The organism is Rhodococcus wratislaviensis (genome assembly GCF_900455735.1).
Taxonomy (GTDB): Bacteria; Actinomycetota; Actinomycetes; order Mycobacteriales; family Mycobacteriaceae; genus Rhodococcus_F; species Rhodococcus_F wratislaviensis.
This window is the reverse complement of the sequence record NZ_UAUI01000006.1, coordinates 103557-128073: the sequence shown is the minus strand read 5'-3', so window position 1 is coordinate 128073 and position 24517 is coordinate 103557. Positions and strand designations below refer to the sequence as shown.

At 69.1% G+C, this 24517-nt stretch carries 22 protein-coding genes; 15 read left to right on the top strand and 7 right to left on the bottom strand.

Translation table 11 applies throughout. The annotated features are described in order from the left end of the window. Positions 1–29 precede the first annotated feature (29 nt). From DTA22_RS10710 to DTA22_RS10680, 7 genes are read left to right on the top strand one after another with little or no spacing between them, the layout of a single operon-like run. On the top strand, positions 30–863 hold the full coding sequence (locus tag DTA22_RS10710) for a GNAT family N-acetyltransferase (protein ID WP_112299409.1): 834 nt from the start codon (positions 30–32) through the stop codon (positions 861–863). After that, positions 860–1783 carry a lysophospholipid acyltransferase family protein gene (locus tag DTA22_RS10705; RefSeq protein ID WP_112299408.1) on the top strand — a complete coding sequence of 308 codons (924 nt, stop codon included), beginning with the start codon at positions 860–862 and terminating at the stop codon, positions 1781–1783. The genes DTA22_RS10710 and DTA22_RS10705 overlap by 4 nt, the downstream gene beginning before the upstream one ends. 17 nt (positions 1784–1800) lie before the next feature. After that, on the top strand, positions 1801–3021 hold the full coding sequence (locus DTA22_RS10700) for a cysteine desulfurase family protein (protein WP_112299407.1): 1221 nt from the start codon (positions 1801–1803) through the stop codon (positions 3019–3021). Then, complete coding sequence (gene mnmA / locus DTA22_RS10695; protein ID WP_112299406.1) at positions 3021–4115, top strand: tRNA 2-thiouridine(34) synthase MnmA; 1095 nt, start codon at positions 3021–3023, stop codon at positions 4113–4115. Before DTA22_RS10700 ends, mnmA begins: the two co-directional genes overlap by 1 nt. Then, a complete protein-coding gene (locus tag DTA22_RS10690; RefSeq protein ID WP_112299405.1) occupies positions 4112–5134 on the top strand; it encodes a methionine synthase in 1023 nt (340 codons plus the stop codon). Before mnmA ends, DTA22_RS10690 begins: the two co-directional genes overlap by 4 nt. A 41-nt stretch (positions 5135–5175) precedes the next feature. Further along, positions 5176–7266 (top strand): NAD-dependent DNA ligase LigA, encoded by a 2091-nt coding sequence (gene ligA / locus DTA22_RS10685; RefSeq protein ID WP_112299404.1) that lies wholly within the window; start codon positions 5176–5178, stop codon positions 7264–7266. 57 nt (positions 7267–7323) lie between these two features. Then, the gene (locus tag DTA22_RS10680; protein WP_037245415.1) at positions 7324–7812 is read left to right on the top strand and encodes a GNAT family N-acetyltransferase; all 489 of its coding nucleotides are present in this window, start codon (positions 7324–7326) and stop codon (positions 7810–7812) included. A gap of 52 nt (positions 7813–7864) precedes the next feature. On the opposite strand, the gene DTA22_RS10675 is transcribed toward DTA22_RS10680, so the two are convergent. Further along, positions 7865–8515 (bottom strand): ACT domain-containing protein, encoded by a 651-nt coding sequence (locus tag DTA22_RS10675; protein ID WP_025432327.1) that lies wholly within the window; start codon positions 8513–8515, stop codon positions 7865–7867. Between the two features lie 204 nt (positions 8516–8719). Here DTA22_RS10675 and DTA22_RS10670 point away from each other — a divergent pair, with 204 nt between their 5' ends. From DTA22_RS10670 to gatA, 3 genes are read left to right on the top strand one after another with little or no spacing between them, the layout of a single operon-like run. After that, entirely contained in the window at positions 8720–9277 is a 558-nt protein-coding gene (locus tag DTA22_RS10670; RefSeq protein ID WP_112299403.1) for an antibiotic biosynthesis monooxygenase, read from the top strand. Between the two features lie 60 nt (positions 9278–9337). Next, on the top strand, positions 9338–9637 hold the full coding sequence (gatC, locus tag DTA22_RS10665) for an Asp-tRNA(Asn)/Glu-tRNA(Gln) amidotransferase subunit GatC (protein WP_112299402.1): 300 nt from the start codon (positions 9338–9340) through the stop codon (positions 9635–9637). Beyond that, positions 9634–11115 (top strand): Asp-tRNA(Asn)/Glu-tRNA(Gln) amidotransferase subunit GatA, encoded by a 1482-nt coding sequence (gene gatA / locus DTA22_RS10660; protein ID WP_105413070.1) that lies wholly within the window; start codon positions 9634–9636, stop codon positions 11113–11115. Before gatC ends, gatA begins: the two co-directional genes overlap by 4 nt. Here the strand turns inward: gatA and DTA22_RS10655 are convergent. Then, the gene (locus DTA22_RS10655) at positions 11112–12563 is read right to left on the bottom strand and encodes an alpha/beta-hydrolase family protein (RefSeq protein WP_112299401.1); all 1452 of its coding nucleotides are present in this window, start codon (positions 12561–12563) and stop codon (positions 11112–11114) included. The genes gatA and DTA22_RS10655 overlap by 4 nt on opposite strands. Then, positions 12560–13201 carry a hypothetical protein gene (locus DTA22_RS10650; protein WP_112299400.1) on the bottom strand — a complete coding sequence of 214 codons (642 nt, stop codon included), beginning with the start codon at positions 13199–13201 and terminating at the stop codon, positions 12560–12562. Before DTA22_RS10650 ends, DTA22_RS10655 begins: the two co-directional genes overlap by 4 nt. Before the next feature lie 139 nt (positions 13202–13340). Between DTA22_RS10650 and DTA22_RS10645 the strand changes: the two genes are divergently transcribed. The 4 genes from DTA22_RS10645 to gatB all read left to right on the top strand — a co-directional run bounded on the left by DTA22_RS10645 (position 13341) and on the right by gatB (position 17891). Next, positions 13341–14537 (top strand): sensor histidine kinase, encoded by a 1197-nt coding sequence (locus DTA22_RS10645; RefSeq protein WP_037245426.1) that lies wholly within the window; start codon positions 13341–13343, stop codon positions 14535–14537. A 9-nt stretch (positions 14538–14546) separates the two neighbouring features. Then, positions 14547–15209 (top strand): response regulator, encoded by a 663-nt coding sequence (locus DTA22_RS10640; RefSeq protein WP_005240363.1) that lies wholly within the window; start codon positions 14547–14549, stop codon positions 15207–15209. 96 nt (positions 15210–15305) lie between these two features. Beyond that, the gene (locus DTA22_RS10635; protein ID WP_009479670.1) at positions 15306–16337 is read left to right on the top strand and encodes an ATP-dependent 6-phosphofructokinase; all 1032 of its coding nucleotides are present in this window, start codon (positions 15306–15308) and stop codon (positions 16335–16337) included. A gap of 42 nt (positions 16338–16379) precedes the next feature. After that, complete coding sequence (gatB, locus tag DTA22_RS10630) at positions 16380–17891, top strand: Asp-tRNA(Asn)/Glu-tRNA(Gln) amidotransferase subunit GatB (RefSeq protein WP_112299399.1); 1512 nt, start codon at positions 16380–16382, stop codon at positions 17889–17891. Between the two features lie 76 nt (positions 17892–17967). Here the strand turns inward: gatB and DTA22_RS10625 are convergent, their stop codons facing one another. Further along, positions 17968–19116 (bottom strand): PQQ-dependent sugar dehydrogenase, encoded by a 1149-nt coding sequence (locus DTA22_RS10625; RefSeq protein ID WP_112299398.1) that lies wholly within the window; start codon positions 19114–19116, stop codon positions 17968–17970. A 98-nt stretch (positions 19117–19214) separates the two neighbouring features. Between DTA22_RS10625 and DTA22_RS10620 the strand changes: the two genes are divergently transcribed. Then, entirely contained in the window at positions 19215–20084 is an 870-nt protein-coding gene (locus DTA22_RS10620) for a DoxX family protein (protein WP_037245435.1), read from the top strand. 69 nt (positions 20085–20153) lie between these two features. Here the strand turns inward: DTA22_RS10620 and DTA22_RS10615 are convergent, their stop codons facing one another. The 3 genes from DTA22_RS10615 to DTA22_RS10605 form a co-directional block, all read right to left on the bottom strand. Continuing rightward, a complete protein-coding gene (locus DTA22_RS10615; RefSeq protein ID WP_112299397.1) occupies positions 20154–21689 on the bottom strand; it encodes an amino acid permease in 1536 nt (511 codons plus the stop codon). A gap of 324 nt (positions 21690–22013) precedes the next feature. After that, positions 22014–23858 carry a dihydroxy-acid dehydratase gene (gene ilvD, locus DTA22_RS10610; RefSeq protein ID WP_112299396.1) on the bottom strand — a complete coding sequence of 615 codons (1845 nt, stop codon included), beginning with the start codon at positions 23856–23858 and terminating at the stop codon, positions 22014–22016. Between the two features lie 52 nt (positions 23859–23910). Continuing rightward, the gene (locus DTA22_RS10605) at positions 23911–24408 is read right to left on the bottom strand and encodes a PH domain-containing protein (RefSeq protein WP_037245444.1); all 498 of its coding nucleotides are present in this window, start codon (positions 24406–24408) and stop codon (positions 23911–23913) included. Between the last annotated feature and the right edge of the window lie 109 nt (positions 24409–24517).

The following is a 24517-nucleotide window of genomic DNA, read 5'->3' as shown; positions in this document are numbered from 1 at the left end:
ACGCCGCCCCTGCTCGGTAAACCTGCGCCATGACAACTTCGTCAGTTCTCCGCGCACCGAGTGAGACCGCCGATTCTGTTGTAACCGCACCCCGATACTCCCTGGTCGTCTCGTCCGACCGCGAACACCGCGTGGCCGCCCAGCGGCTGCGCTACCGCGTGTTCGCCTCCGAGCCCGGATTCTCCGTCCCCGCGCATGCGGACGCCCTCGACGCCGACCGGTTCGACGACTTCTGTGACCACCTCCTCGTCCGCCACGAGGCGACCGGCGAGTTCGTCGGGTGCTACCGCATGCTCCCGCCCGACGCCGCAGCCCAGGCCGGTGGCTACTACACCGCCACCGAATTCGACATCTCCGCTCTGGACCCCGTCGGCAACCGCATCGTCGAGATGGGCCGGGCGTGCGTCGACCCCGACCACCGCTCCGGTTCGGTCCTGAGCCTGATGTGGGCCGGGATCCTCCACTATCTGCAGCTCACTGGATACGAGTGGGTCATGGGGTGTGTCTCCGTGCCGATGCGGGAGCATCCGGATGCCGTGGCCGGTTCCAACGTCCGCGGGGTGCGAGACCTGCTGCTCCGCAAGTACGGCAATGACCCGGACGCACGGGCCGTGCCCAGGAACCCGGTGTTCGTCGACGGGTGGTCGCTCGACGAGATCGATCCGCCCGCCCGGCCGACCCTGCCGCCGCTGCTCCGGGGCTACCTGCGCCTCGGCGCCAAGGTGTGCGGTGAGCCCGCGCACGATCCGGAGTTCGGTGTCGCCGATTTCGTCGCCCTGCAGGGACTGCACGGCGCCAACGAGCGGTACCTCGAACGCCTGCGGTCGGCGTCGGCCACTCTCGAGGCGGGGGCACAGGCATGAGTACGGCCGTGTCCGAGTCGACCGGGGTGACCGTGCACTCGTGGATGCCGTCGAGTCCGTGCGGCGCGGGGTGTCTGCCTGCGGAGGCGAACGGAGTGTCGATCCCGACCGTGGTCGTTCGGTGGTGTCTCGTGGTGTCGGCCCTGGCGACGGCGCCGCTCCTGACCGCGGGATGGTTGCTGCCCCGGTCGTGGCGGACCGGTCTGCAGCGGCGGTACGCGGCGATCCTGTTGCGCTGCGTGGGAATCCGCCTCGTCGTCGTCGATCATCGCGGAAAGCGCCGCCATACCGGCGGGATACTGGTGGTGGCGGGCCACGTGTCGTGGACCGACGTACTGGTGCTCAGCGCACTCGCCCCGGCGAACTTCGTCGCCCGCGGGGATCTGCTCGACTGGCCGGTTCTGGGATCGCTCGCGCGGCGGATGAGGGTCGTCCCGATCGTGCGGCAGAGCCTGCGGGCGCTCCCGGCCACGGTGGCGACGACGGCGGGCAGGCTGCGCGCCGGCGAACGAGTCGTGGCGTTCCCGGAGGGCACCACGTGGTGCGGACGGGCGTACGGCGGTTTCCGGCCCGCGCTGTTCCAGGCGGCGATCGACGCGGAATGCCCGGTCCAGCCGATCTCGCTGCGGTACACCGGCCGGGGCGGGGAGCTGACGACCGGGCCGTGCTTCGTGGGCGAGGAGACGATCGGTCAGTCGATCCGGCGCATCATCCGCCAGAAGGGGGTCATCGCGGAGGTCAGGCTGGCGCCGATCGAGTATCCGGGAGAGTGCCGCCGCGATCTGGCGGCCCGGTGTGAGCGCGCCGCGCGAGGCGACGAACGGATCGATCTCGCAGCGCACGACATCGTCGATCCGCTGCAGGGTGCGGTCGGGGCGGCGGCCGCGGGCATCGAGGCGGCGGAGCGTCTCGTCGCCTGAGCTATCCTGGTCACGTCATGACCTCTGCCCGCAGTGCCGATCACCCCGTCTACCTGGACCACGCAGCCACCACTCCCATGGTGCCCGCGGCCGTCCGGGCGATGACCGACATCTTCAGGACCGTGGGCAATGCGTCCTCGCTGCACGGTTCCGGGCGCGCCGCCCGCCGTCGCATCGAGGAGGCCCGCGAGTCCATCGCCGCCGACCTCGGCGCCAGACCGTCCGAGGTCATCTTCACCTCCGGCGGCACCGAGAGCGACAACCTGGCCGTCAAGGGCATCTTCTGGGCCCGGCGCGACGCCGACCCGGGCCGGGTGCGGATTCTCGCCAGTTCCGTCGAGCACCACGCGGTGCTCGACGCGGTGGAGTGGCTCGAGAAGCACGAGGGTGCTCAGGTCACGTGGCTGCCCGTCGACGAACTGGGCCGGGTGTCCCCGCAGACGTTGCGCGACGAACTCGCCGTCCACGCGGACGAGACGGCCCTGGTCACGATCATGTGGGCCAACAACGAGGTCGGCACGATCATGCCGATCACCGAACTCGCTGCGGTCGCGGCCGAGTTCGGTGTGCCGATGCACAGCGACGCCGTCCAGGCCGTCACGCACATCCCCGTGGACTTCGCTGCGAGCGGGTTGTCCGCGCTGAGCATCGCCGCGCACAAGGTCGGCGGACCGCAGGGCGTCGGTGCACTACTGCTGGGACGGCAGGTGCCGTGTGTGCCGCTGCTGCACGGCGGGGGACACGAACGCGACCTGCGTTCGGGTACCCCGGACACGGCGGGTGTCGTCGGCATGGCGGCGGCGCTGCGCGACACGACGGCCGACCTCGACTCCCGTGCGACGGAACTGACCGTCCTGCGCGACCGCCTGATCGAGCGCGTCGGCGAGACCGTTCCCGACGCCGTGCTGAACGGGCCGGTGGGCAGCGCGCGACTGCCGGGCAACGCCCACTTCACGTTCCCCGGCTGCGAGGGCGATTCGCTGCTGATGCTGCTCGACGCCGCCGGGATCGAATGTTCTACGGGCTCGGCGTGTACCGCCGGGGTCGCTCGTCCGAGTCACGTCCTGACCGCGATGGGCGTGGATTCCGCGACCGCGCGGGGATCGCTGCGCTTCTCGTTCGGGCACACGTCGACCGTCGCGGACGTGGATGCAGTCGTCGCGGCACTGCCGCAAGTTGTGGAGCGGGCCCGGGCCGCCGGGCTCGCCGGTGTCGGAGCGCGTGGAGGGGATCGTTGATGCGAGTACTGGCGGCCATGAGTGGCGGCGTGGATTCCGCTGTGGCGGCGGCCCGGGCGGTCGCTGCCGGGCACGACGTGGTGGGAGTGCATCTCGCGCTGTCCGCCGAGCCGGGCACGCTGCGGACCGGATCCCGGGGCTGCTGCTCCAAGGAGGACGCCGGTGATGCCCGGCGTGCCGCGGACGTGCTCGGAATCCCGTTCTATGTCTGGGATTTCGCCGACCGTTTCAAGGAGGACGTGATCGATGACTTCGTGGCGTCGTACGCCGCGGGGGAGACCCCCAACCCGTGCCTGCGGTGCAACGAGAAGATCAAGTTCGCGGCGCTCGCGGACCGTGCGATCGCCCTCGGGTTCGACGCGGTGGCCACCGGCCACTACGCGCAGCTCGAGAACGGCGTGCTGCGCCGTGCCGTCGACGCGGACAAGGACCAGTCGTACGTGCTCGGTGTGCTCACCGCCGAGCAGTTGTCGCGGGCGATGTTCCCGGTGGGGGACACCCCGAAGGACCGGATCCGGGAGGAGGCCGCCGAACGCGGCCTCGCCGTGGCGAACAAGCCCGACAGCCACGACATCTGCTTCATCCCGTCCGGCGACACCCGCGCGTTCCTCGGCGCCCGCATCGGTGTCCGTCCGGGCAGTGTGGTCGACGCCGATTCGGGTGAGGTGCTCGCGGAACACGAAGGCGTGCACGGTTTCACGATCGGCCAGCGGAAGGGCCTCGGCGTCCAGGGTCCCGCAGCCGACGGGCAACCGCGGTACGTGACGTCGATCGAACCCGACACCGGCACCGTCCGTGTCGGTTCCGCACGCAACCTCGAAGTGCACGCGATCACGGCGGACCGCGCCGTGTGGACGTCCGGGAACGCGCCTACCGGGCCGGTCGAATGCACCGTCCAGGTACGGGCGCACGGCGGGCTCGCCGAGGCCGTCGCCGAAGCGGTCGACGGCGGCATCGCCATCTCTCTTCGGGAGCCGCTGACCGGTGTCGCGAAGGGGCAGGCCGTCGTCCTGTACCGGACCGACCCGGCAGGCGACATCGTGCTGGGCAGCGGAACCATCTCGGGTACCGACGCGCGTCCGAACACGCAGTGACGCAGGGTATCTCACTGGCCGGGGCCGTCACCGGCGTCGGCTCGTGGCCGGGCACCGATCCGCGTGAAGCCGCCACGATCGTCCTCGGCGAACTCGGCGGGCTCCCGCACCTCGTCGAGTTGCCCGCCCGTGGGCTCGGCGCCGACATGATCGGCCGGGCCAGCGCTCTGCTCGTGGATCTGCAACTGGACGTGTCCACGACGGCCTACCGTGTGGTGCAGCGTCGCGGCTCGGTCGCCAAGCGGGCGACCGACCTCCTGAACCAGGATCTCGACGCGCTGGAGGAGGCGTGGGAGAGCGCGGGCCTCGTCGGTGCCGACCACGTGGTGAAGGTGCAGTCGGTGGGCCCACTCACGCTGGCGGCCGAGGTGGAACTCGGCACCGGCCGGCGCGTGCTGACCGACCCCGGCGCGGTGCGCGACTTCGCCGAATCGCTGGGCGAGGGGCTCGCGCGGCACGCCGCGGAGGTCAACCGACGTCTCGGCGCGCAGGTGCTGGTCCAGTTCGACGAGCCACGACTGCCCGCCGTGCTGGCGGGCACGCTGTCCGGCCGGTCGCGGCTCGAGACCGTGCGGGCGATGCCGGAACCGGAGGCGCTCGCCGTGCTCGAGGCCGCCCTCGCGGGCTCCGGCGCGGTGACCATGGTGCATTGCTGCTCCGGCGATCTGCCCACCGACCTCCTGCGGCGCAGCAGTGCCCGCGCAGTGGGTCTGGACGTGGCACAGCTGACGTCCGCGGACCTGGACGGCATCGGCGAGTTGCTCGATGCGGGCAAGGAGCTCGCATTCGGCCTCGTTCCGACCGACACTCCCGCTGTGCCTGCCACGTGGCGCGACGTCGCTCGACCTGCGGTGACGTTGATCGACCGGCTCGGATTTCCGCGCACGACGCTGCGGACCCAGGTCGCCGTGACTCCCGTCTGCGGGCTCGCGGGCGCCGATCAGTCCTGGAGCCGGGAGGCGCTGAAGTTGTGCTCCGAGGTGAGCAGCGCGTTCACCGATGACCCCGAATCGCTCTGAGTCCGGCGTTCGGTGTCGGCCGGACCGGTTAATCTTCGGTAGTGAGTGAATCGACCGAAGCCCCGACACCGGCCCCCGGACACGTCCGGGAGCACTGGAACGAGCTGGCCGAGGAAGTGCGACAGCACCAGTTCCGCTATTACGTCCGCGACGCGCCCATCATCTCCGACGGAGAGTTCGATGTGCTGCTGGGCGAGCTGAACGACCTCGAGAACCAGTATCCCGACCTGCGGACGCCCGATTCGCCGACACAACTCGTCGGCGGCGGTTTCGCCACCGACTTCGCCTCCGCCGATCATCTCGAGCGGATGCTCAGCCTCGACAACGTCTTCGCCACCGACGAACTGCGTACCTGGATCAGCCGGGTGGAGCAGGAGACCGGGCCCGACCTGCACTACCTGTGCGAGGTGAAGATCGACGGAGTCGCGCTGAACCTGGTCTACGAGAACGGCCGGCTCGTCCGGGCGGCCACGCGCGGCGACGGCCGCACCGGTGAAGAAGTGACCCTCAACGCGCGGACCATCGACGACATCCCGGAAAAGCTCACCGGCACAGACGAATACCCGGTCCCGGCGCTCCTCGAGGTGCGCGGCGAGGTGTTCTTCCGGCTCGAGGACTTCGCGGCACTCAACGCGGCGCTCGTCGAGGAAGGCAAGGCGCCGTTCGCGAATCCCCGGAACTCCGCGGCCGGGTCGCTGCGGCAGAAGAATCCGGCCGTCACCGCCCGCAGGCGCCTCGGGATGATCTGCCACGGCCTCGGCCGGAGCGAAGGATTCGAGCCGGTCTCCCAGTACGACGCGTACACGGCACTGGCGGCGTGGGGCCTGCCCGTGTCGACCCACACCGCCCGCGTCACGGGCGCGGACGCCGTCGTGGACAGGGTGCAGTACTGGGGCGAGCACCGGCACGACGTGGAGCACGAGATCGACGGTCTGGTGGTCAAGGTCGACGAGACGTCGCTGCAACGCCGGCTGGGGTCCACGTCGCGGGCGCCGCGCTGGGCGATCGCCTACAAGTACCCCCCGGAAGAGGCCACCACCAAGCTTCTCGACATCCGGGTCAACGTCGGTCGCACCGGCCGCGTCACCCCGTTCGCCTACATGGAACCGGTCACGGTCGCCGGCTCCACCGTCTCCCTCGCCACCCTGCACAACGGCTCCGAGGTCAAACGCAAAGGCGTGCTCATCGGCGACACGGTCGTGCTGCGCAAGGCCGGTGATGTCATCCCCGAGGTCCTCGGGCCCGTGGTCGACGCCCGGACGGGCGACGAGTACGAGTTCGTGATGCCCACCCACTGCCCGGAGTGCGGCACACTGCTGGCCCCCGCCAAGGAGGGGGACGCGGACATTCGCTGCCCCAACCAGCAGTACTGCCCCGCGCAGCTCCGGGAACGCGTGTTCCACGTCGCGGGCCGCGGCGCATTCGACATCGAGGTCCTCGGCTACGAGGCCGCCACGAGCCTCCTCGAAGCCAAGGCGATCGGCGACGAGGGCGACCTGTTCTCGCTCACCGAGGACGATCTGCTCAAGACGTCGCTCTTCCGGACCAAGGCCGGCGGGTTGTCGGCCAACGGCCGCCGGCTGCTCGACAATCTCGACTCCGCCAAGGACAAGCCGCTGTGGCGGGTGCTGGTCGCGCTGTCCATCCGTCATGTCGGTCCCACGGCGGCACGTGCCCTGGCCGGTGAATTCGGGTCGCTCGAGCGGATCCGGGAGAGCTCCGTCGAGGAACTCGCGGCAGTGGACGGGGTCGGCGGCACCATCGCCGCGGCCGTCGCCGAGTGGTTCGGCGTCGACTGGCACCAGCAGATCGTGGAGAAGTGGTCCGCGGCCGGGGTTCGCATGGAAGACGAACGCGACGAATCGATTCCGCGCAACCTCGAAGGCCTGTCGATCGTCGTCACGGGTTCGCTCGAGACGTTCTCGCGCGACCAGGCGAAGGAGGCGATCCTCGTCCGAGGCGGTAAGGCCGCGGGTTCGGTGTCGAAGAAGACGGCGTTCGTGGTGGTCGGCGAATCACCGGGTTCGAAGCACGACAAGGCCGTCGAACTCGGAGTGCCGGTCCTCGACGAGGACGGGTTCCGCCGACTACTGGAGGGCGGACCGGACGCCGTCGCGGATTCCGGAGTGTGATCGGAACCTCACGCCCGCATTTTGGGCGGCGTGAGCCGTCCTGTCATAGTTCTGGACATGATCGAGATTCGGAATGCGACGCCGGACGACTACGAGGCCGTCGGTGACCTCACGCTGATCGCCTACGTGGGTGGCGGATTCGTCGAGGCGCACGATCCGTACACGAACCGGTTGCGCGACACCGCCGAGCGGGCGGAGAAGGCGGATGTGCGGGTGGCCGTGATGGAGGGCCAGATCGTGGGTTCCGTCACTATCGCGGAACCGGCTTCCCCGTACGCCGATGTCGCGCAGCCGGGTGAACTCGAATTCCGGATGCTCGCCGTGTCACCCGACGCCCGCGGTGCCGGGGTCGGGTCGGCGCTCGTGCGGCACGTGCTGGACACGGCATACGACCGCGGGGACCGCGCGGTCGTGATGTCCACCCAGCCCGACATGGAAGACGCCCGCCGGATCTACGACCGCAACGGTTTCGTGCCTGTGCCCGAACGCAATTGGGCACCAGTCCCCGGTGTCGAGCTGACCGTCCTGGTCCGCGAGCTCGTCTGAGGCGGCCACCGCCGGACCTCTCGGACCGGCGCGGTGGTCAGCTCAGCGGTGGTCAGCTCAGAACCGTCGCGATGATGCCGGCGAGGTAACCCAGCCGGGCGATCTCGGACGGACGGAATTCCGGGCCGCCGGGGCGGCCGAGCATCAGCACACGGCCGGTCGTCCCGAGGGGAGCCGCCGCGAGTGTGGTGTTCATGTCGCGCCACACCTGCGGCACCCAGTCACCCTCGCCGTCGAGCGCGGTGGGCTTCTCCAGCGGCATCCACGGGATCTCGGTGGCATGGGTCTCGGGAGCTCCCGAGCTGCCGACCACACGGTATGCGCCGTGCGGGCCGAGGTCGGCGACCACGGACCAGCCGACCCGGAGCACGCGCGGCGCCCCGTCGACGAGGACCTGCAGTCGATCGTCCGCCGCGGTGGCGACCTGGTCGATGAGCTCGAGCTCGCGGTGGGTGTCGAGGATTCCGGCGTACGGCCGGATGGAGTCGACGGTGACGCCGGGCAGGTTCTCGGCGGCCGTGATGAGGGTGTCGGGGAGCGATCCCGGCTCGACATCGACCACGAGGTCGTCGATGGCGAATCCGGCACCCCGTTCCACCACGTCGAGCGACAGAATGTCAGCACCCACCGAGCCCAGGGCGACGGCGAGAGAGCCGAGGCTACCGGGACGGTCGGGGAGCTGGACGCGAAGCAGATACGACACGTGCGTCCCTTTCACCACGAGATAGACGCGGGAGTACCTGCGACCCCCGTCGCTCACCATCCTTGCACTTTCGTTCCCGAGTATGCGGTCCCCCCTGCGGCTTCGCCGGGGACGGGACGGGGACGTGCAGGTCGCGCTCGATTCGTGACACTGCCGATACGGATTCGCCTCGTCCGCGAAACACGACAGCCCAAACATGGGTGCATGAACATCACGGCAACGGGAGTGACGACGTCCGTCTCGCGGCGGGTGGCGGCGGGCCGGGAACAGGAATTCCTGCGCTGGACGGACGCCGGGATGGCAATGGCGGGCACGTTCCCGGGGTTCCTCGGCGGGGGATGGCTGCGCGCGGCGACCGACCCCGAGCAGTACCACGTGGTGTACCGGTTCGCGGACGAGGACACTCTCGACGCGTGGACGACGTCGCCCGCCAGGAAGGTGTGGGTGGGCAGGGGAACCGGTCTCGCGCAGGACACGGTCACGCACCGGCTGACCGGGGTGGAGGGCTGGTTCGAACCGCAGTCGACGCTCACGCACGCCGTTCGGGTCACGCCGCCACCGCCGCGGTGGAAGCAGGCGGTCACCATCTGGCTCGGTTTCTTCCCGATCTCACTTCTCATCGCGTTGTTCGTCACTCCTCGGCTCTCGGCCCTGGACGTGGTGACGCGCACCGTGGTGGCGTCGGTGGTCACGACTCCGGTGATGGTCTTCGTGGTTCTGCCGTTCCTGACGGGCAGGTTGCGGCGCTGGCTGCACGGCTGATCGGGCCACGCTCTAGGCTGGGACCCACTTGTGTACGTCCGAACCGAAAGGGGCCCCGCGGTGCCTGCCATCTCCCGTGACGAGGTCGCGCACCTCGCGCGGTTGTCTCGACTCGCCCTGACCGATGCCGAGCTCGACGAGTTCGCCGGTCAGCTGGACTCGATTCTCAGCCACGTGAAGGTGGTCACCGAGGTGCCCGCCGAGGATGTTCCGCCGATGGCGAACCCGAACGCGGTCACCAACGTGACCCGTCCCGACGTGATCGTTCCCGGCTTGACTCCCGAGCAGGCGCTGTCCGGCGCACCGGCTGTCGAGCAGGGTCGCTTCGCTGTCCCGCAGATCCTTGGAGAGGGCGAATGAGCGCCGAACTGACCACTCTCGACGCCGCAGATCTCGCGTCGAAGATCCACAGCCGTGAGGTGTCGTCCGTCGAGGTCACCCAGGCGCATCTCGACCGCATCGCCGCGGTCGACGGTGACCTGAACGCCTTCCTGCACGTGGCAGGCGAGCAGGCCCTCGTGTCGGCGAAGGAAGTGGACAGCAGCCTCGCCGCAGGCAATGCACCCGCCTCCCCGCTCGCGGGAGTTCCGTTGGCGCTCAAGGACATCTTCACCACCACCGACATGCCCACCACGTGCGCGTCGAAGATCCTCGAAGGTTGGATCGCACCGTACGACGCGACGCTCACGAAGAAACTGCGCGAGGCCGGCATCCCGATCCTGGGAAAGACCAACCTCGACGAGTTCGCGATGGGTTCGTCCACCGAGAACTCCGCCTACGGCCCCACCCGCAACCCGTGGGACACCACGCGCATTCCGGGCGGTTCGGGCGGCGGCAGTGCCGCGGCCCTCGCGTCCCGGCAGGCCCCGCTCGCGATCGGCACCGACACCGGCGGCTCGATCCGTCAGCCCGCCGCCGTCACGGCGACGGTCGGCACCAAGCCGACGTACGGCACGGTCTCCCGTTTCGGCCTCGTGGCCTGCGCGTCCTCGCTCGACCAGGGTGGTCCCTGCGGCCGCACGGTCCTCGACACGGCGCTGCTGCACGAGGTCATCGCCGGGCACGACCCGCGCGACTCCACGTCGATCGACGCGCCCGTGCGTCCCGTGGTGGCGGCTGCGCGTGAGGGTGCCGGTGGCAACCTGAAGGGCGTGAAGGTGGGTGTGGTCAAGGAACTGCACTCCGACAGCTACCAGCCCGGGGTCATCTCGTCTTTCGATGCCGCCGTCGCGCAACTCACGGAACTCGGTGCCGAGGTCGTCGAGGTGTCGTGCCCCAACTTCGAGTACGCGCTCGCGTCGTACTACTTGATCCTGCCGAGCGAGGTGTCGTCGAACCTCGCACGCTTCGACGCGATGCGGTACGGCCTGCGCATCGACGAGGGTGACATGAGCGCCGACCAGGTGATGGCCGCGACGCGCGCCGCCGGTTTCGGCCCGGAGGTCAAGCGCCGCATCATGATCGGTACCTACGCGCTGTCGTCCGGCTACTACGACGCCTACTACGGTCAGGCGCTCAAGGTGCGGACGCTCATCGCCAGGGACTTCGAGAAGGCGTACGAGAAGGTGGACGTCCTGGTGTCGCCCACCAGCCCGTTCACCCCGTGGAAGCTGGGCGAGAAGGTCGGCGACCCGCTCGCGATGTACCTCTCGGACCTGTGCACGCTGCCCACCAACCTGGCGGGGCACTGCGCGATGTCGGTTCCGTCGGGACTGTCCGCGGACGACGGACTGCCGGTGGGGCTGCAGATCATGGCACCCGCGCTGGCCGACGAGCGGCTGTACCGCGTCGGTGCCGCCTACGAGGCCGCACGCGGTCCGATCGGCTCGCCGAACTAGGAGCAGTCGGGCAGGGCGGTGCCCTGCTCACTGCCGTAGCGGTGTCCGTGGCCGGCTGCGAAGTTCAGCGCGGACACCAGGTCGACACTCGTCTGCAGGAACGTGATGCCCGGAATCCATTGGGGTACCGGCGCATCGCGTACTGCGAGCGAGAGGTCGGGTCGGTGCAGGACCAGGTCGGGGGACCACCACACTACCGGGTCGGATGTGTTCGCCAACATCGTCGCCCCGTCCGTCAGAACCGAGCCGGCGGGCGGGCCGGCCCACAGTGCGCCGCAGACTCGCTCGCGCAGTGGGTCGGCGTCGGTGAAAATTGCACTGCCGCCGACGGATCCGAGGCTCTGACCGTAGACGTACAGCGCCGGGCGCAGGAGGTCGGGGAGGTCGGCGATCCGCTCGGCGACGGCATCGAACAACGCGGCCGCCGATTCGTCTGCGGCGGAACGCCCGAACACGAACGTGATCCAGCTCGGCAGGTACGAGTACTGCATGCCGACGATGGCGACGTCGTCGGCGAAGCGTTCCTCGAATCCCTCGGCGGCGTTCTCGTCGATCCACCCCGAGCCGGTGGGCACCGTGACGACGATGGCGGACCGGGTGAATCCGCCGGCCCGCTCGAGTTCCGAGACTGCCAGTGCCGCACGCGATTCGACGTCCGGTGCCGAATCCATCCCCACATAGGTGCGGATGGCGGCCGACTGCTCGCCCGCCGCCACGAACCGTCGTCCCTGGCGCCCGAGCGACTCCCAGCTGATCGCGGAGTCCGGGCTGCCGGACAGTTCGGCGGACATCGGCCGGTGCAGGGACACGTCGACGAGCGCGTTGGAGTCGCTGTAGGAACGCGACATCATTCCCCACAACGCCGGTCCGGCGACCAGTTGCAGTGCGGTCGCGAGAACGACGGCGGTGGTGGCGCTGCCGATCCAGCCGAGACGTCGGGCGACCGTGCCGACGACGCTGCCGATGCCGGCGAACAGCAGGAACGTCAGAGCAGCCACGATGATCGCCTGCATCCAGTGGTCCGGCCCGATGCCCGGCATGCCCATGGCGGCGCGCAGCGAATCCTGCCAGTGGTCGGCGAGCACGATCGCCCAGGACACGACGATCATGGCGCCGATCAGCACCAGCAGACGCACCGAGTCCCGCGGAGGGTGGTTGCTGCGCGAACGGGTGACGAGGTACCGCAGGCGGCGGGCGAGGACGACGAAACCGAAACCGATCGCGGCGAGGACGCCGGTGAACAGGGCCTGCGTCAGCGCACTCCGGGGGAGCAGTGAGGGAGCGAGAGATGCGAGTGTGACGGCGGTGACGACGATCGTGGAGGCGGCGCGGGGGAGGGCGGAGACCGGGATCGTCGTGACCAGAGTGCGGCGCAGGGCATTCGGCTTCGTGTGCGAGCGACTGTGCACCGTGCTCCGTCCGGGACCGGACAGAGCGGTGGTGGTCATGCGACGGCTCCGACCGGATGCGGCCGGCGGCGGATCGACCAGGCCGCGCCGGCGAGGAGCACGACACCGACACCGCCTGCCAGTGCATACGGGAGTCCGGATTCGGTGACCGGTGCCGAATAGCCCTGGCGCCAGCTGTTTCCGGTGACGAAGGTGGTCGCGACGTTTGCCATGACGAAGCACTGCGCCCGTGCCTGCTCGTCGGCGCGGGTGTCGCACGCCGCGTGCATGCGCTGATCCAGCTGCGTGTCGAGGCTCTGCCGCGCCCAGGGACCCAGGTCCTCGCCGGACCGGGACGCGTACCGCAGAAGGTCGTACCCGAGGTCGTGCGCCTTGCACGACGTGTCGAACTCGAGGGGCAGCGGCACGGGAGACGAGCAGTCCCCGCCGGGATTGGCGAGCATTCCGTCGATCGGCACCGGCGTGTAGCCCATCACGTCGGCGAAGTCCGCGGGAATGGAGTCCTCGGAGATTTCGGCCGGTGCGGTGAGGGTGTGCACCGCGGCGGAGGCGGCGGCGTTCTCGTGCCGGGGCGTGCTCGCGGCGCCGGTGCCTGCGAATCCTGTCGTGGTCAGTAGTGCGGTTGCGGCGCACGCCACCGCGGCCCAAGTCGTTCTCCGTGTCCCCGTCTTTCGCATGACGAGAACGTTATGAATTCGTGTTGCGGGGCCACATCACCCCGGAGTCCGGTTCGATCCCTGGCCTCGTGGTGCGAGGGGGCCCCGATCTCATACTCCGGGGCTACGCCGACATGAGCCCGGGGTATGAGGACACTGCGTGACCACGGTTTCTACTGTCGACGGTGTGAAGACGAAGACGCGCATCCGGAGAGCCGCCGAAGGCCAGTGGCTGAACGTGGCAATCGTCGTGGTCACGGCGATCCTGTTCGCCGTGGCGTGGCCGACCCTGCAGCTGACCCACCAGGTCAGTCCTCCCATTCAACCGTTCGTGGCGGCGCTCGCGACGTTCCCGTTCCTGCTCATCCGGTCGAATCCGGCGCTGGCCTGGGCCGTCTCCGCGGTCTCGGCGCTGGTGATTCCGCGCGTCTTCGCACTGCAGGACGGCTACGACTACCCCTGGCAGGTGGTCCACATCCTGGTGATGCTCGCCCTGCTGGCCGCCGTCAGCATGCGGGCCGCGATTCCGGTCGTGGGCGTGGCATGGATGTCCACCGTCCTGCTGTTCCTCGCCGACACCCCGGGCACCAACGGCCGCGGGTGGGCGGTGGGCCTGACCGCGATCGTCGTCTTCGGCCTGCTGATCCGGTGGCTGGTGCTCTCCCGCCGGCAACTCGCGCAGCAGGAGGAACTGAGCGAGCTCGAGCGCACTCGCCGGACGATCCTGGAGGAGAAGGCGCGCATCGCCCGGGACCTGCACGACGTCGTCGCGCACCACATGTCGATGGTCGTGGTGCAGGCGCAGAGCGCGCCGTACCGCATCGCCGACATGTCGGACGAGACGCGGGCCGAGTTCGAATCGATCGGGGCCGCCGGCCGCGCCGCGCTGAACGAGGTCCGCGGACTGCTCGGAGTGCTGCGCAGCGACGGCCAGCTGGCAGAGCACGCGCCCCAGCCCGGGGTGCAGCAGATCAGCGAGCTGCTCGAGGGCAGCCGCAGGGCAGGCATTCCCGTCGCCTGGCACGTCGACGGTGACCCGACGCTCGTGTCGGAGTCGGTCGGACTCGTGATGTACCGCATCCTGCAGGAATCCCTCGCCAACACGGCCCGCCACGCGGCGGGCGCCGCGGTCGAGGTGAAGATCGCGTACGAGTCGCCGATCGCGTCGGTGTCGATCGTGAACGGCCCGCCGAGGCGGAGCCTCGTCTCGGCCCTGACCAGGCACGAGTCGACCGGCGGCAACGGCATCATCGGAATGCGTGAGCGTGCGCAGGCAGTCGGGGGCGTACTCACCACCCACCTGCACGACAACGGCGGATTCGAGGTCCACGCCGAGTTCCCGGTTGCCTCCGCCTAGGCTGGCTGGGTGGCCATCACCGTATTCATCGCCGACGACCAGGCTATGGTCCGGCAGGGCTTCGGAGCCCTGCTCGCCTCACAGCCCGACATCAGTGTCATCGGTGACGCTCCGGACGGGGCGGTGGCGGTGAGCGAGGTCCGGCGTCTGCGGCCCGACGTGGTCCTGATGGACGTCCGCATGCCGGAGATGAACGGACTCGACGCGGCCCGCGTCATCCTGTCGGCCGGTTTCGATCCGCCGGTGCGGGTGCTCATGCTCACCACGTTCGACGTCGACGACTACGTGTACGAGGCGCTGAGCATCGGGGCCAGCGGCTTCATGCTCAAGGACGCGCCCGCGGAGGAACTCATCCGTGCGGTGCGGGTGGTCGCGGACGGTGAGGCGCTTCTCGCGCCGACCGTCACCCGGCGACTCATCGCCGACGTGACCAGCCGCCGCAGCACGGCGCGCCGCAAACCGGCAGCGCTGTCGGCGCTGACGCCCCGCGAACGCGAGGTGCTCGAACTCATCGCCCGCGGCATGTCCAACACCGAGATCGCGGAGCGCCTGTTCGTCGCCGAGCAGACCGTCAAGACGCACGTCGGCAAAGTGCTGTCGAAGCTGGATCTGCGCGACCGCGCACAGGCAGTGGTCCTGGCGTACGAGAGCGGTCTCGTCACACCCGGCTGAGTGAACCGGCCGGTCCGAGGTGCTCGAACGCGGTTCGAGCGGCAAGATGTGTAAAGAGAACCACCATCACCACACGAGACGACGAGGGGTGCTTGGATGCGGATCGGAATGCTCACCGGAGGCGGCGACTGCCCCGGATTGAATGCGGTGATCAGGGCGGTGGTTCGGACTGCCGCCGGCCGATACGGCAGCTCGGTGGTGGGATTCCGTGACGGCTGGCGCGGCCTGCTCGAGGATCGCAAGGTCGTGCTGTCCAACGACGACCGGATCGACCGAATTCTCACCCGCGGCGGCACCATCCTCGGCACCGCGCGGGTCAACCCCGACAAATTGAAGGCCGGTCTCGACCAGATCCGCCAGACGCTCGACGACAACGGGATCGACGCGCTCATCCCGATCGGCGGGGAGGGAACGCTCACGGCCGCCAGCTGGCTCGCCGAGAGTGGGGTGCCCGTGATCGGGGTTCCGAAGACGATCGACAACGACATCGACTGCACCGACGTGACGTTCGGTTTCGACACCGCGCTGTCCATCGCGACCGACGCGATCGACCGCCTCCACACCACCGCCGAATCCCACCAGCGGGTGATGCTCGTCGAGGTGATGGGACGGCATGCGGGCTGGATCGCGCTGCACTCCGGGCTCGCGACCGGTGCGCATCTCACTCTCGTTCCCGAGGTCCCGTTCGACGTCGGCGAAGTCTGCTCCCTCGTGAAGAAGCGATTCCAGCGCGGCGATTCGCATTTCATCTGCGTCGTCGCCGAGGGGGCCACTCCGACCCCGGAGTCGATGAGTCTGCGCGAAGGCGGCATCGACGAGTTCGGTCACAAACGATTCACCGGCGTCGCGCAGCAGCTCGGCGACGAGATCGTCCGCCGCATCGGCAAGGAGGTGCGGACGACGGTGCTCGGGCACGTGCAGCGGGGTGGAACCCCGACGCCGTACGACCGGGTGCTCGCCACCCGCTTCGGGGTGCACGCCACCGACGCGGTCCACCGCGGCGACTTCGGCAACATGGTGGCCCTGCACGGCACGTCGATCGACCTCGTGCCGCTCGAGGAGGCGACCCGGCGCCTCAAGACGGTGCCGCGGGAGCGGTACGAGGAGGCGGCCGCATTTTTCGGCTGACCGCGTTTTTCGGTGAACGCCCGGACGCATAAACTCTGTGGCATGACTGCTGTCGACGCTCCGGACCTCCTCGACTACGACGAAGTGCTCGCCAAGTACGAGCCTGTTCTCGGCATGGAGGTGCACGTAGAGCTCGGCACCGAAACGAAGATGTTCTGCCCGTGCCCCACCGAGTTCGGTGCCGAGCCGAACACGCAGGTGTGCCCGGTGTGCCTCGGTCTGCCCGGGTCGTTGCCCGTCGTGAACGAGGCGGCGGTCGAGTCCGCGATCCGGATCGGGCTCGCACTGAACTGTTCCATCACACCGTGGGGCCGGTTCGCGCGGAAGAACTACTTCTACCCGGATCAGCCGAAGAACTACCAGATCTCCCAGTACGACGAGCCGATCGCCACCGACGGTTACCTCGACGTCGTCCTCGACGACGGCACCACGTGGCGCGTGGAGATCGAGCGCGCGCACATGGAAGAGGACACCGGAAAGTCGCTGCACGTCGGCGGCGCGACCGGGCGTATCCACGGTGCCAGCCATTCGCTGCTCGACTACAACCGCGCCGGGGTCCCGCTGGTCGAGATCGTCACCAAGACCATCAGCGGCGCCGGTGCCCGCGCCCCCGAGGTGGCCCGCGCGTACGTCACCGCGCTGCGCGACCTGCTGAAGTCGCTGAACGTCTCCGACGTCCGCATGGACCAGGGTTCGATGCGCTGCGATGCCAACGCATCTCTGATGCCGATCGGGGCGACCGAACTCGGGACCCGCACCGAGACGAAGAACGTCAACTCCCTCAAGAGCGTCGAGGTGGCGGTGCGGTACGAGATGCGCCGGCAGGCCGCTGTGCTGGAGGCCGGCGGTGAGGTGATCCAGGAGACCCGGCACTTCCAGGAGGCCGACGGGACCACGTCGCCGGGCCGCCGCAAGGAGACCGCCGAGGACTACCGCTACTTCCCGGAGCCCGACCTCGAGCCGGTCGCGCCCAGCGCGGAATGGATCGAGGAACTGCGTGGCACCCTGCCGGAGCTGCCGTGGGTCCGCCGTGCCCGGATCCAGGCCGACTGGGGTGTCTCCGACGAGGTCATGCGCGACCTCGTCAATGCGGGCGCCCTCGACCTCGTCATCGCCACCGTCGAGGCCGGTGCGTCCCCGGAGGCCGCGCGGTCCTGGTGGGTGTCGTACCTGGCGCAGCAGGCGAACACCCGCGGGGTGGAACTCGCCGAACTGCCGATCACGCCGGCCCAGGTCGCGCAGGTGGTCGCGCTGATCGACAGCGGGAAGCTCAACAACAAGGTGGCCCGCCAGGTGGTCGACCACGTCCTCGAGGGTGAGGGCGACCCCGAGCAGGTCGTCGCGAACCACCCCGAGCTGGTCGTCGAACGCGACGACACGAAGCTGAAGGCGGCCGTCGACGAGGCTCTGGCCGCGAACCCCGACATCGCCGAGAAGATTCGCGGCGGCAAGGTCGCGGCGGCGGGCAAGATCGTCGGCGACGTGATGAAGGCCACGCGTGGTCAGGCCGACCCGGCCCGCGTCAAGGAACTGGTCATCGAGGCCTGCGGCTGATCTCCGTCTGCACCAACGGGACGCTCGTTCGGATGAACCGAACGAGCGTCCCGTTCGTTTCGACGGGGGCGGGCCGTCAGTCGAATCCGCCGCCACCGGAGGGCAGGGGCATCTTGATCACACGGTCGTCGTTGGGTCCGGGCTGACCGGCGGTCTTGTTGACGGTGCTCACCCAGATGAGACCGTCGGGTCCGAGTGCGGCGCCGCCGAGTTGGCCGTACCGGTCCTGGACGATGACACCGGGGGCTGTCGTGACGGCTCCCGTGCCGGGGTCGGCAGCGAGTGCGGACATGGCCTTCGCGGTGCTCAGTGACACCGCCACGACGTCACCGGCGGCGACGCAGCCGCCGACGCCGGGCCGCTCCGGCCACGTCCACACCGGAGATGACACGGCTCCGTCGGCGCTGACCCGCAGGAGCCGGTCCTCCAACGCGGTGCGGTCGGTGACCCACACGGCCACACCCGGGTCGACGCACACCCCGCCGGCGGTCCCGATGCCCGACAGCACCACCTGAGGGCGGGGCTGCGCCGGAGTCGGTGCGGGCGACAGGGCGGTGACCTTCAGCAGTTTCCCGGCGAGGGACGCCGGATCGGCGGCCGCGGCGGCGTTGCCCGCGTTGCCGGTGAGGACCATCAGTTCGTCGCCCGAGAACTCGAGCGACCCGGCGTTGCCCGCGTCTCCGCGCGGGATCCCGCCGAGAACTTCCTTGGCGGAGTCTCCCGGTGCGATCCGCACCACCCGGTTGTCGGTCGGGGTCGTGACGTACGCGTAGATGAGGTTGTCCTCGACGAAACTCGGCGACAGCGCGATGTCGAGGAGTCCACCGTCGGTGCTGCCGTCGACGTCGACGTGCGCGATCTCCTTGGGGGTCTGCCCCTGGGCGACCTGCAGGATGCGTCCGGTCCGCCGCTCCGCGACCAGGGCGGTGGCCCCGTCGGGGAGGACGACGAGTCCGCCGGTGGTGTCGAGGCAGGTGGCGATCACGCTGGGGTCGGGATCCTGGCACGGCCCGAGCGGCCCGCTCGGCGGTGGGGTGGTCGTGGTGGACGGCGGCGGGTTCTCCGGTTCCACCTCGCCCGCCGACGCGCCCGTCGGTTCGGGTGTGAAGGGGGAGGACGCGGAGTCGTCGAATTTCGCGCATCCGGCGGCGAGGACCGCCGTCACGCACAGTGCGGACATCGCCATCTTGCGGGACGCCGTGCGGCGCCGCCCACCCACCATCATGATGGAGACGTTACGGAAGAGTGCGAGGTCGCCGCCACGCCGGTTCCGCCTACCAGCGATGTCCGGCCGGTCGACCTAGGCTTGACGGTGTGACTGACATGCGGAAAGACCCCAGCGAGTCGTCGGACCAGGGTGCTGCGGACCAGAGCGCCTCACCCGGCTACGGCAAGGTCTCGAGCCCTTACGACCTTCCCACCGAGCGCTTTCCGTCGGCCACGCCGACGTCCGGTTCCGCGGGGCAGCGTCTGCCGCACACCGATGACGAACTCGACTACGGCGATGCGCGCGGCGCCGGTCTCCCCACCGAGCAGATCCCCGCGTACCGGCAGTCGGGGGCGTCCGACATGTCGGACCAGCCGACGCAGGTGATCGGCGCGGGTTCCGGCGCATCCCTCGGGGCCACGGCGGGTGATTCGTCGACCGACCGGATCGGCGAGGGCGACGTGAAGATCGGCCGCGGCACCCTGGACCTCGGACTGCTGGCCCTGCGACTCGCGGTCGGCGGAACGGCACTCGTGCACGGTCTGCAGAAGCTGACGGGGATGTGGAACGGTCCGGGACTCGACGGGTTCGAAGAGGTGCTCGTGAACTCGGGGTTCCAGCAGGCGAAACTGCTCGCGATCCTGGGTGCGATCGGTGAGGTCGCAGGCGGTGCACTGCTGATCCTCGGCCTCGTCACCCCGCTGGCCGCGGCCTCGGTGCTGGCCGTGATGATCAATGCGTGGGCGTTCCGGCAGATCGCGGAACCGGGGCTCGAGTACTTCGCGCCCGCAGGCACCGAGTACGAGACGCTGCTGGGTGTGTGCGCCGGCGTGATCATTCTCACCGGGCCGGGACGCATCTCGCTCGACGGCCGCCGGGGCTGGGCGACGCGCCCGTTCATCGGGTCGTTCGCGGCACTGATCCTGGGCGTCGCCGCCGGTGTCTGCGTGTGGATCTTCCTGAACGGCGCCAACCCGCTCATCTGAGCGTCTCTTGCATACACGACTGCGCCGCACCCCGGATCGGGAGTGCGGCGCAGTCGTTTTCGTCAGAGATCAGCGTTGGACGAGTTCCGGGATGTTCTCCTCCTCGGGCGGGCCGGCCTGTGCGGCGAGCTTCTGTCCGAGGACCGACTTGCGCCGGCCGTAGGCGAGGTAGACGACGACGCCGAGGGCCATCCACACGAGGAACCGGATCCAGGTCTCGACCGACAGGTTCAGCATCAGCCACCCGCAGGCCAGGACGGCGAGGATGGGGACGAGCGGGACCAGCGGAACGCGGAATCCGCGGGGCAGGTCGGGACGCGTGCGGCGGAGGATGATGACGCCGATGCAGACGAGGACGAACGCGAAGAGGGTGCCGATGTTCACCATCTCCTCGAGCGTGCCCATCGGGAAGAAGGCGGCGAGGAGTGCGACCACGGCGCCGACGAACAGGGTGATGCGGACCGGGCTGCCGTTCTTGCCGGTCTTGGCGAGACCACGGGGCACCAGTCCGTCGCGGGACATGGCGAACAGGACACGTGTCTGGCCGAGCATCATCACCATCACGACGGTGGTGAGGCCCGCGAGCCCACCGAAGTTGATCGCGGTCTGGGCCCAGGTGATGCCGTGTGCCTCGAAGGCGGTTGCGAGGGTGGCACTGCTGTCGCCGACGAGCGGGCTACCGGTCTTGAGGTCGGTGTACTTCACCATGCCGGTGAGCACGAGGGTGACGGCGACGTAGAGCACGGTGACGATGGCGAGCGAGCCGAGAATGCCGCGGGGGAGCGCCTTCTGCGGGTTCTTGGTCTCTTCGGCGGTGGTGGCGACGACGTCGAATCCGATGAAGGCGAAGAAGACGAGGCTCGCTGCGGCGAGGAGGCCGTACCAGCCGTAGCTGCTGCCGTCGGCTCCGGAGAGGAAGGAGAAGAGGGTCTGGTGCACACCCTGCGCGGCGCTGCCGTTGCTCTCGGCGGGCGGGATGTACGGGGCGTAGTTCTCCTTCTTGATGTAGAAGACGCCCACGGCGATGACGAGGAGGACGACGGCGATCTTGATGGCCGTGATGACGGCGGACACGCGCGAGGACACCTTGGTCCCGATGGCGAGCACGATCGTGATGCCGCCGACGATGATCAGCGAGCCCCAGTCGAAGTCGATGGGACCGAGGTGGGCTGTGGTGGATCCGCTGAACCCGAGGACGTTACCCAGATAGAGCGACCAGCCCTTGGAGACGACGGCCGCTGCGAGGGCGAATTCGAGGATGAGGTCCCAGCCGATGATCCAGGCGACGAACTCGCCGAAGGTGGCGTAGGAGAACGTGTACGCACTGCCCGCGACGGGGACGGTGGATGCGAACTCGGCGTAACAGAGGGCGGCCAGGCCGCACGCGATGGCGGCGAGGACGAAGGCGAGCGAGATGGACGGCCCGGCGACGTTGCCTGCAGTCCGGGCGGTGAGCGTGAAGATGCCGGCGCCGATCACGACGGCGACACCGAAGACGGTGAGGTCCTTCGCGGTGAGTTCCCTCCGCAGCCGGGTGTCGGGTTCGTCGGTGTCCGCTATCGATTGCTCAACGGATTTCGTTCGCCAAATGCCGACTCCTGGCATGTGTCGCTCCTTGGTTGTGTTCCCGATGGCCTCGTGGGCCGGAGATGTTCCGGTGGTGCTGCCGATTGTGATGTAGGTCTCAACGGCCAACTGAGGGAACCACTACTGAGCGCCGTGTGCAAGAAGCGCGGGCCCAACTGATCAATTCGATCAGTAGAACCTGTTCTGGGGTGTTGCCGCCTGAGCGAGTTGATCACCCGTGAGCGCGGTCACATCCGCGGCGGAATCGGTGGGCGCACCGACGACGGAAGCCGGGTGCCGCGGCAGGAAGCTCCTGCTGCGGCACCCGGCTTCGTGTCTGCTCGGTGCGCCCGGTGCGGGGCGTCAGGGGACCTGACGGACCGCGCCCTTGTCTGCGGACGTGGCCAGCGCGGCGTACGCCCGCAGGGCCGTGGTGACGGTGCGTTCGCGATTCACCGGCTGCCACGGACGCTCGGAAGACTCCATCTTCGCCCGGCGCTCGGCGAGCACCGCGTCGTCGACGAGGAGCTTCAGCGTGCGGGTCGCGATGTCGATGAGGATCTGGTCGCCGTCCTCCACCAGGCCGATGGCGCCGCCGCTGGCGGCCTCGGGGGAGATGTGGCCGATGGACAGTCCCGAGGAACCGCCGGAGAATCGGCCGTCGGTGATCAGCGCGCACTTCTTCCCGAGGCCGGAGCCCTTGAGGAATGCGGTGGGGTGCAGCATCTCCTGCATGCCCGGGCCGCCTGCGGGACCCTCGTAGCGCACGACGAGGACCTCACCGGGCTGAATCTTCTTGCCGAGGATCACCGACACCGCCTCTTCCTGAGACTCCACGACGCGCGCGGGACCCTGGAAGTGGAACAGGTCTTCGTCGATGCCCGCCGTCTTGATGACAGCGCCGTCGACGGCGATGTTGCCGCGCAGCACGGCCAGGCCGCCCTCGACCGTGTGCTTGTGCTCGAAGTCGCGGATGCAGCCGTTGGCGGCGTCCGTGTCGAGCGACGACCAGCGGTTGCTCGTCGAGAACGGCTCGGTGGTGCGGACACCGCCCGGTGCGGCGTGGAAGAGTTCGACGGCCTCGTCGGATGCCTTGCCGGACCGGATGTCCCACGTGTCGAGCCACTCGTCGAAGCTCTTCGTGTGCACGGTCGAGACGTCGCTCTCGAGCAGTCCGGCCCGCCGGAGTTCGCCGAGGATCGCGGGGATTCCGCCCGCCCGGTGCACGTCCTCCATGTGGTAGTCCGAGTTGGGCGAGACCTTCGACAGACACGGAACCTTGCGGCTGATCTCGTCGATCTTGTCGAGGTCGAAGTCGTGGACCTCACCCTCCTGCGCGGCCGCGAGGGTGTGCAGGACCGTGTTGGTGGACCCGCCCATCGCGACGTCCAGTGCCATCGCGTTGCGGAACGCGGCGGGCGTCGCGATGTTGCGGGGGAGGACGGAGTCGTCGTCGTCCCGGTAGTACCGCAGTGCGGCTTCGACGACGGTGGTTCCCGCACGGGTGAACAGCGCGCGACGGGCCTCGTGGGTGGCCAGCGTGGAACCGTTGCCCGGCAACGCCAGACCGAGCGCCTCGGTGAGGCAGTTCATGGAGTTCGCGGTGAACATGCCCGAGCACGACCCGCACGTGGGGCAGGCGCTGCGCTCGACCTCGGACAGTCCTTCGTCGTCGACCTGGTCGTTGGCGCTCGCCGAGATCGCCGTGATGAGGTCGGTCGGTGCCTGGGCGACACCGTTCACGACCACCGCCTTGCCTGCCTCCATCGGACCGCCGGACACGAACACTGTGGGAACGTTCAAACGCAGTGCGGCATTGAGCATTCCGGGGGTGATCTTGTCGCAGTTGGAGATGCACACGAGTGCGTCGGCGGTGTGCGCGTTGACCATGTACTCGACGGAGTCGGCGATGATCTCGCGGCTGGGAAGGGAATACAGCATGCCGCCGTGTCCCATCGCGATGCCGTCGTCGACAGCGATCGTATGGAACTCGCGAGGTACACCACCGGCGGCGCGGACGGCGTCGGCGACGATGTCGCCGACGTTCTTCAGGTGGACGTGCCCGGGAACGAACTGCGTGTACGAGTTCGCGATCGCGACGATCGGCTTCCCGAAGTCGGAGTCGGTCATTCCGGTGGCGCGCCACAGCGCGCGGGCGCCTGCGGCATTTCGTCCTGCGGTGGTGGTTCGGGACCTCAGCGGGGGCATGAGCGTATTCCTTAGTCAGCGTACGGAAGTACTGACAAACGCTACTCGCGCACTATTCCCCGTCTGTGTCCGGCCGGTTCTTCACGGGCTGCTCGCCGTTCGATTCGGCGCCGGCGTGGTCGGCCGCTTCGTCCGCCGCGGCGGCTGCCGCGTACGGGTCGGTGATGCGGCCGCCGCTCGCCTCGGCGATCTCGGGAAGGCGGTCGAACGTGACGACGGGCAGGGTCACCTCGCCCCCGTCGGCCAGCGTCGCCCGGGCCCAGCCGCGCTTGGGGAACCGGAATCCCGTGATCTCGGACCACGCCAGCGACCGGCCGCCGAACAGCCGGCGCACCTCGAGTCCGTCGGACGTGACCGTGGTGCGCACCCGCGCGACCCAGGCCACCGCGGCGATCGGGGCGATCACGAGCCAGCCGAAGGCGGCGGGCCAGCCGAAGATGGGGAACGACACGGCGAACAGGAGGAAGGCGCATCCCAGATAGGCCAGGGGAGAAATCCGGATGACCTGCTTGGGTGGGTTCGTCGTGTGGGATGATGATTCTGGTGGCACGGGCTGCTGCGGAGTTGACACCTCTACATCTTCGCACCGCAGCCGATGTATCTCATATTCTGGGACGGCCGACTCACCAAGTTGACTGTTCGCTATTAGCGCGCCTACC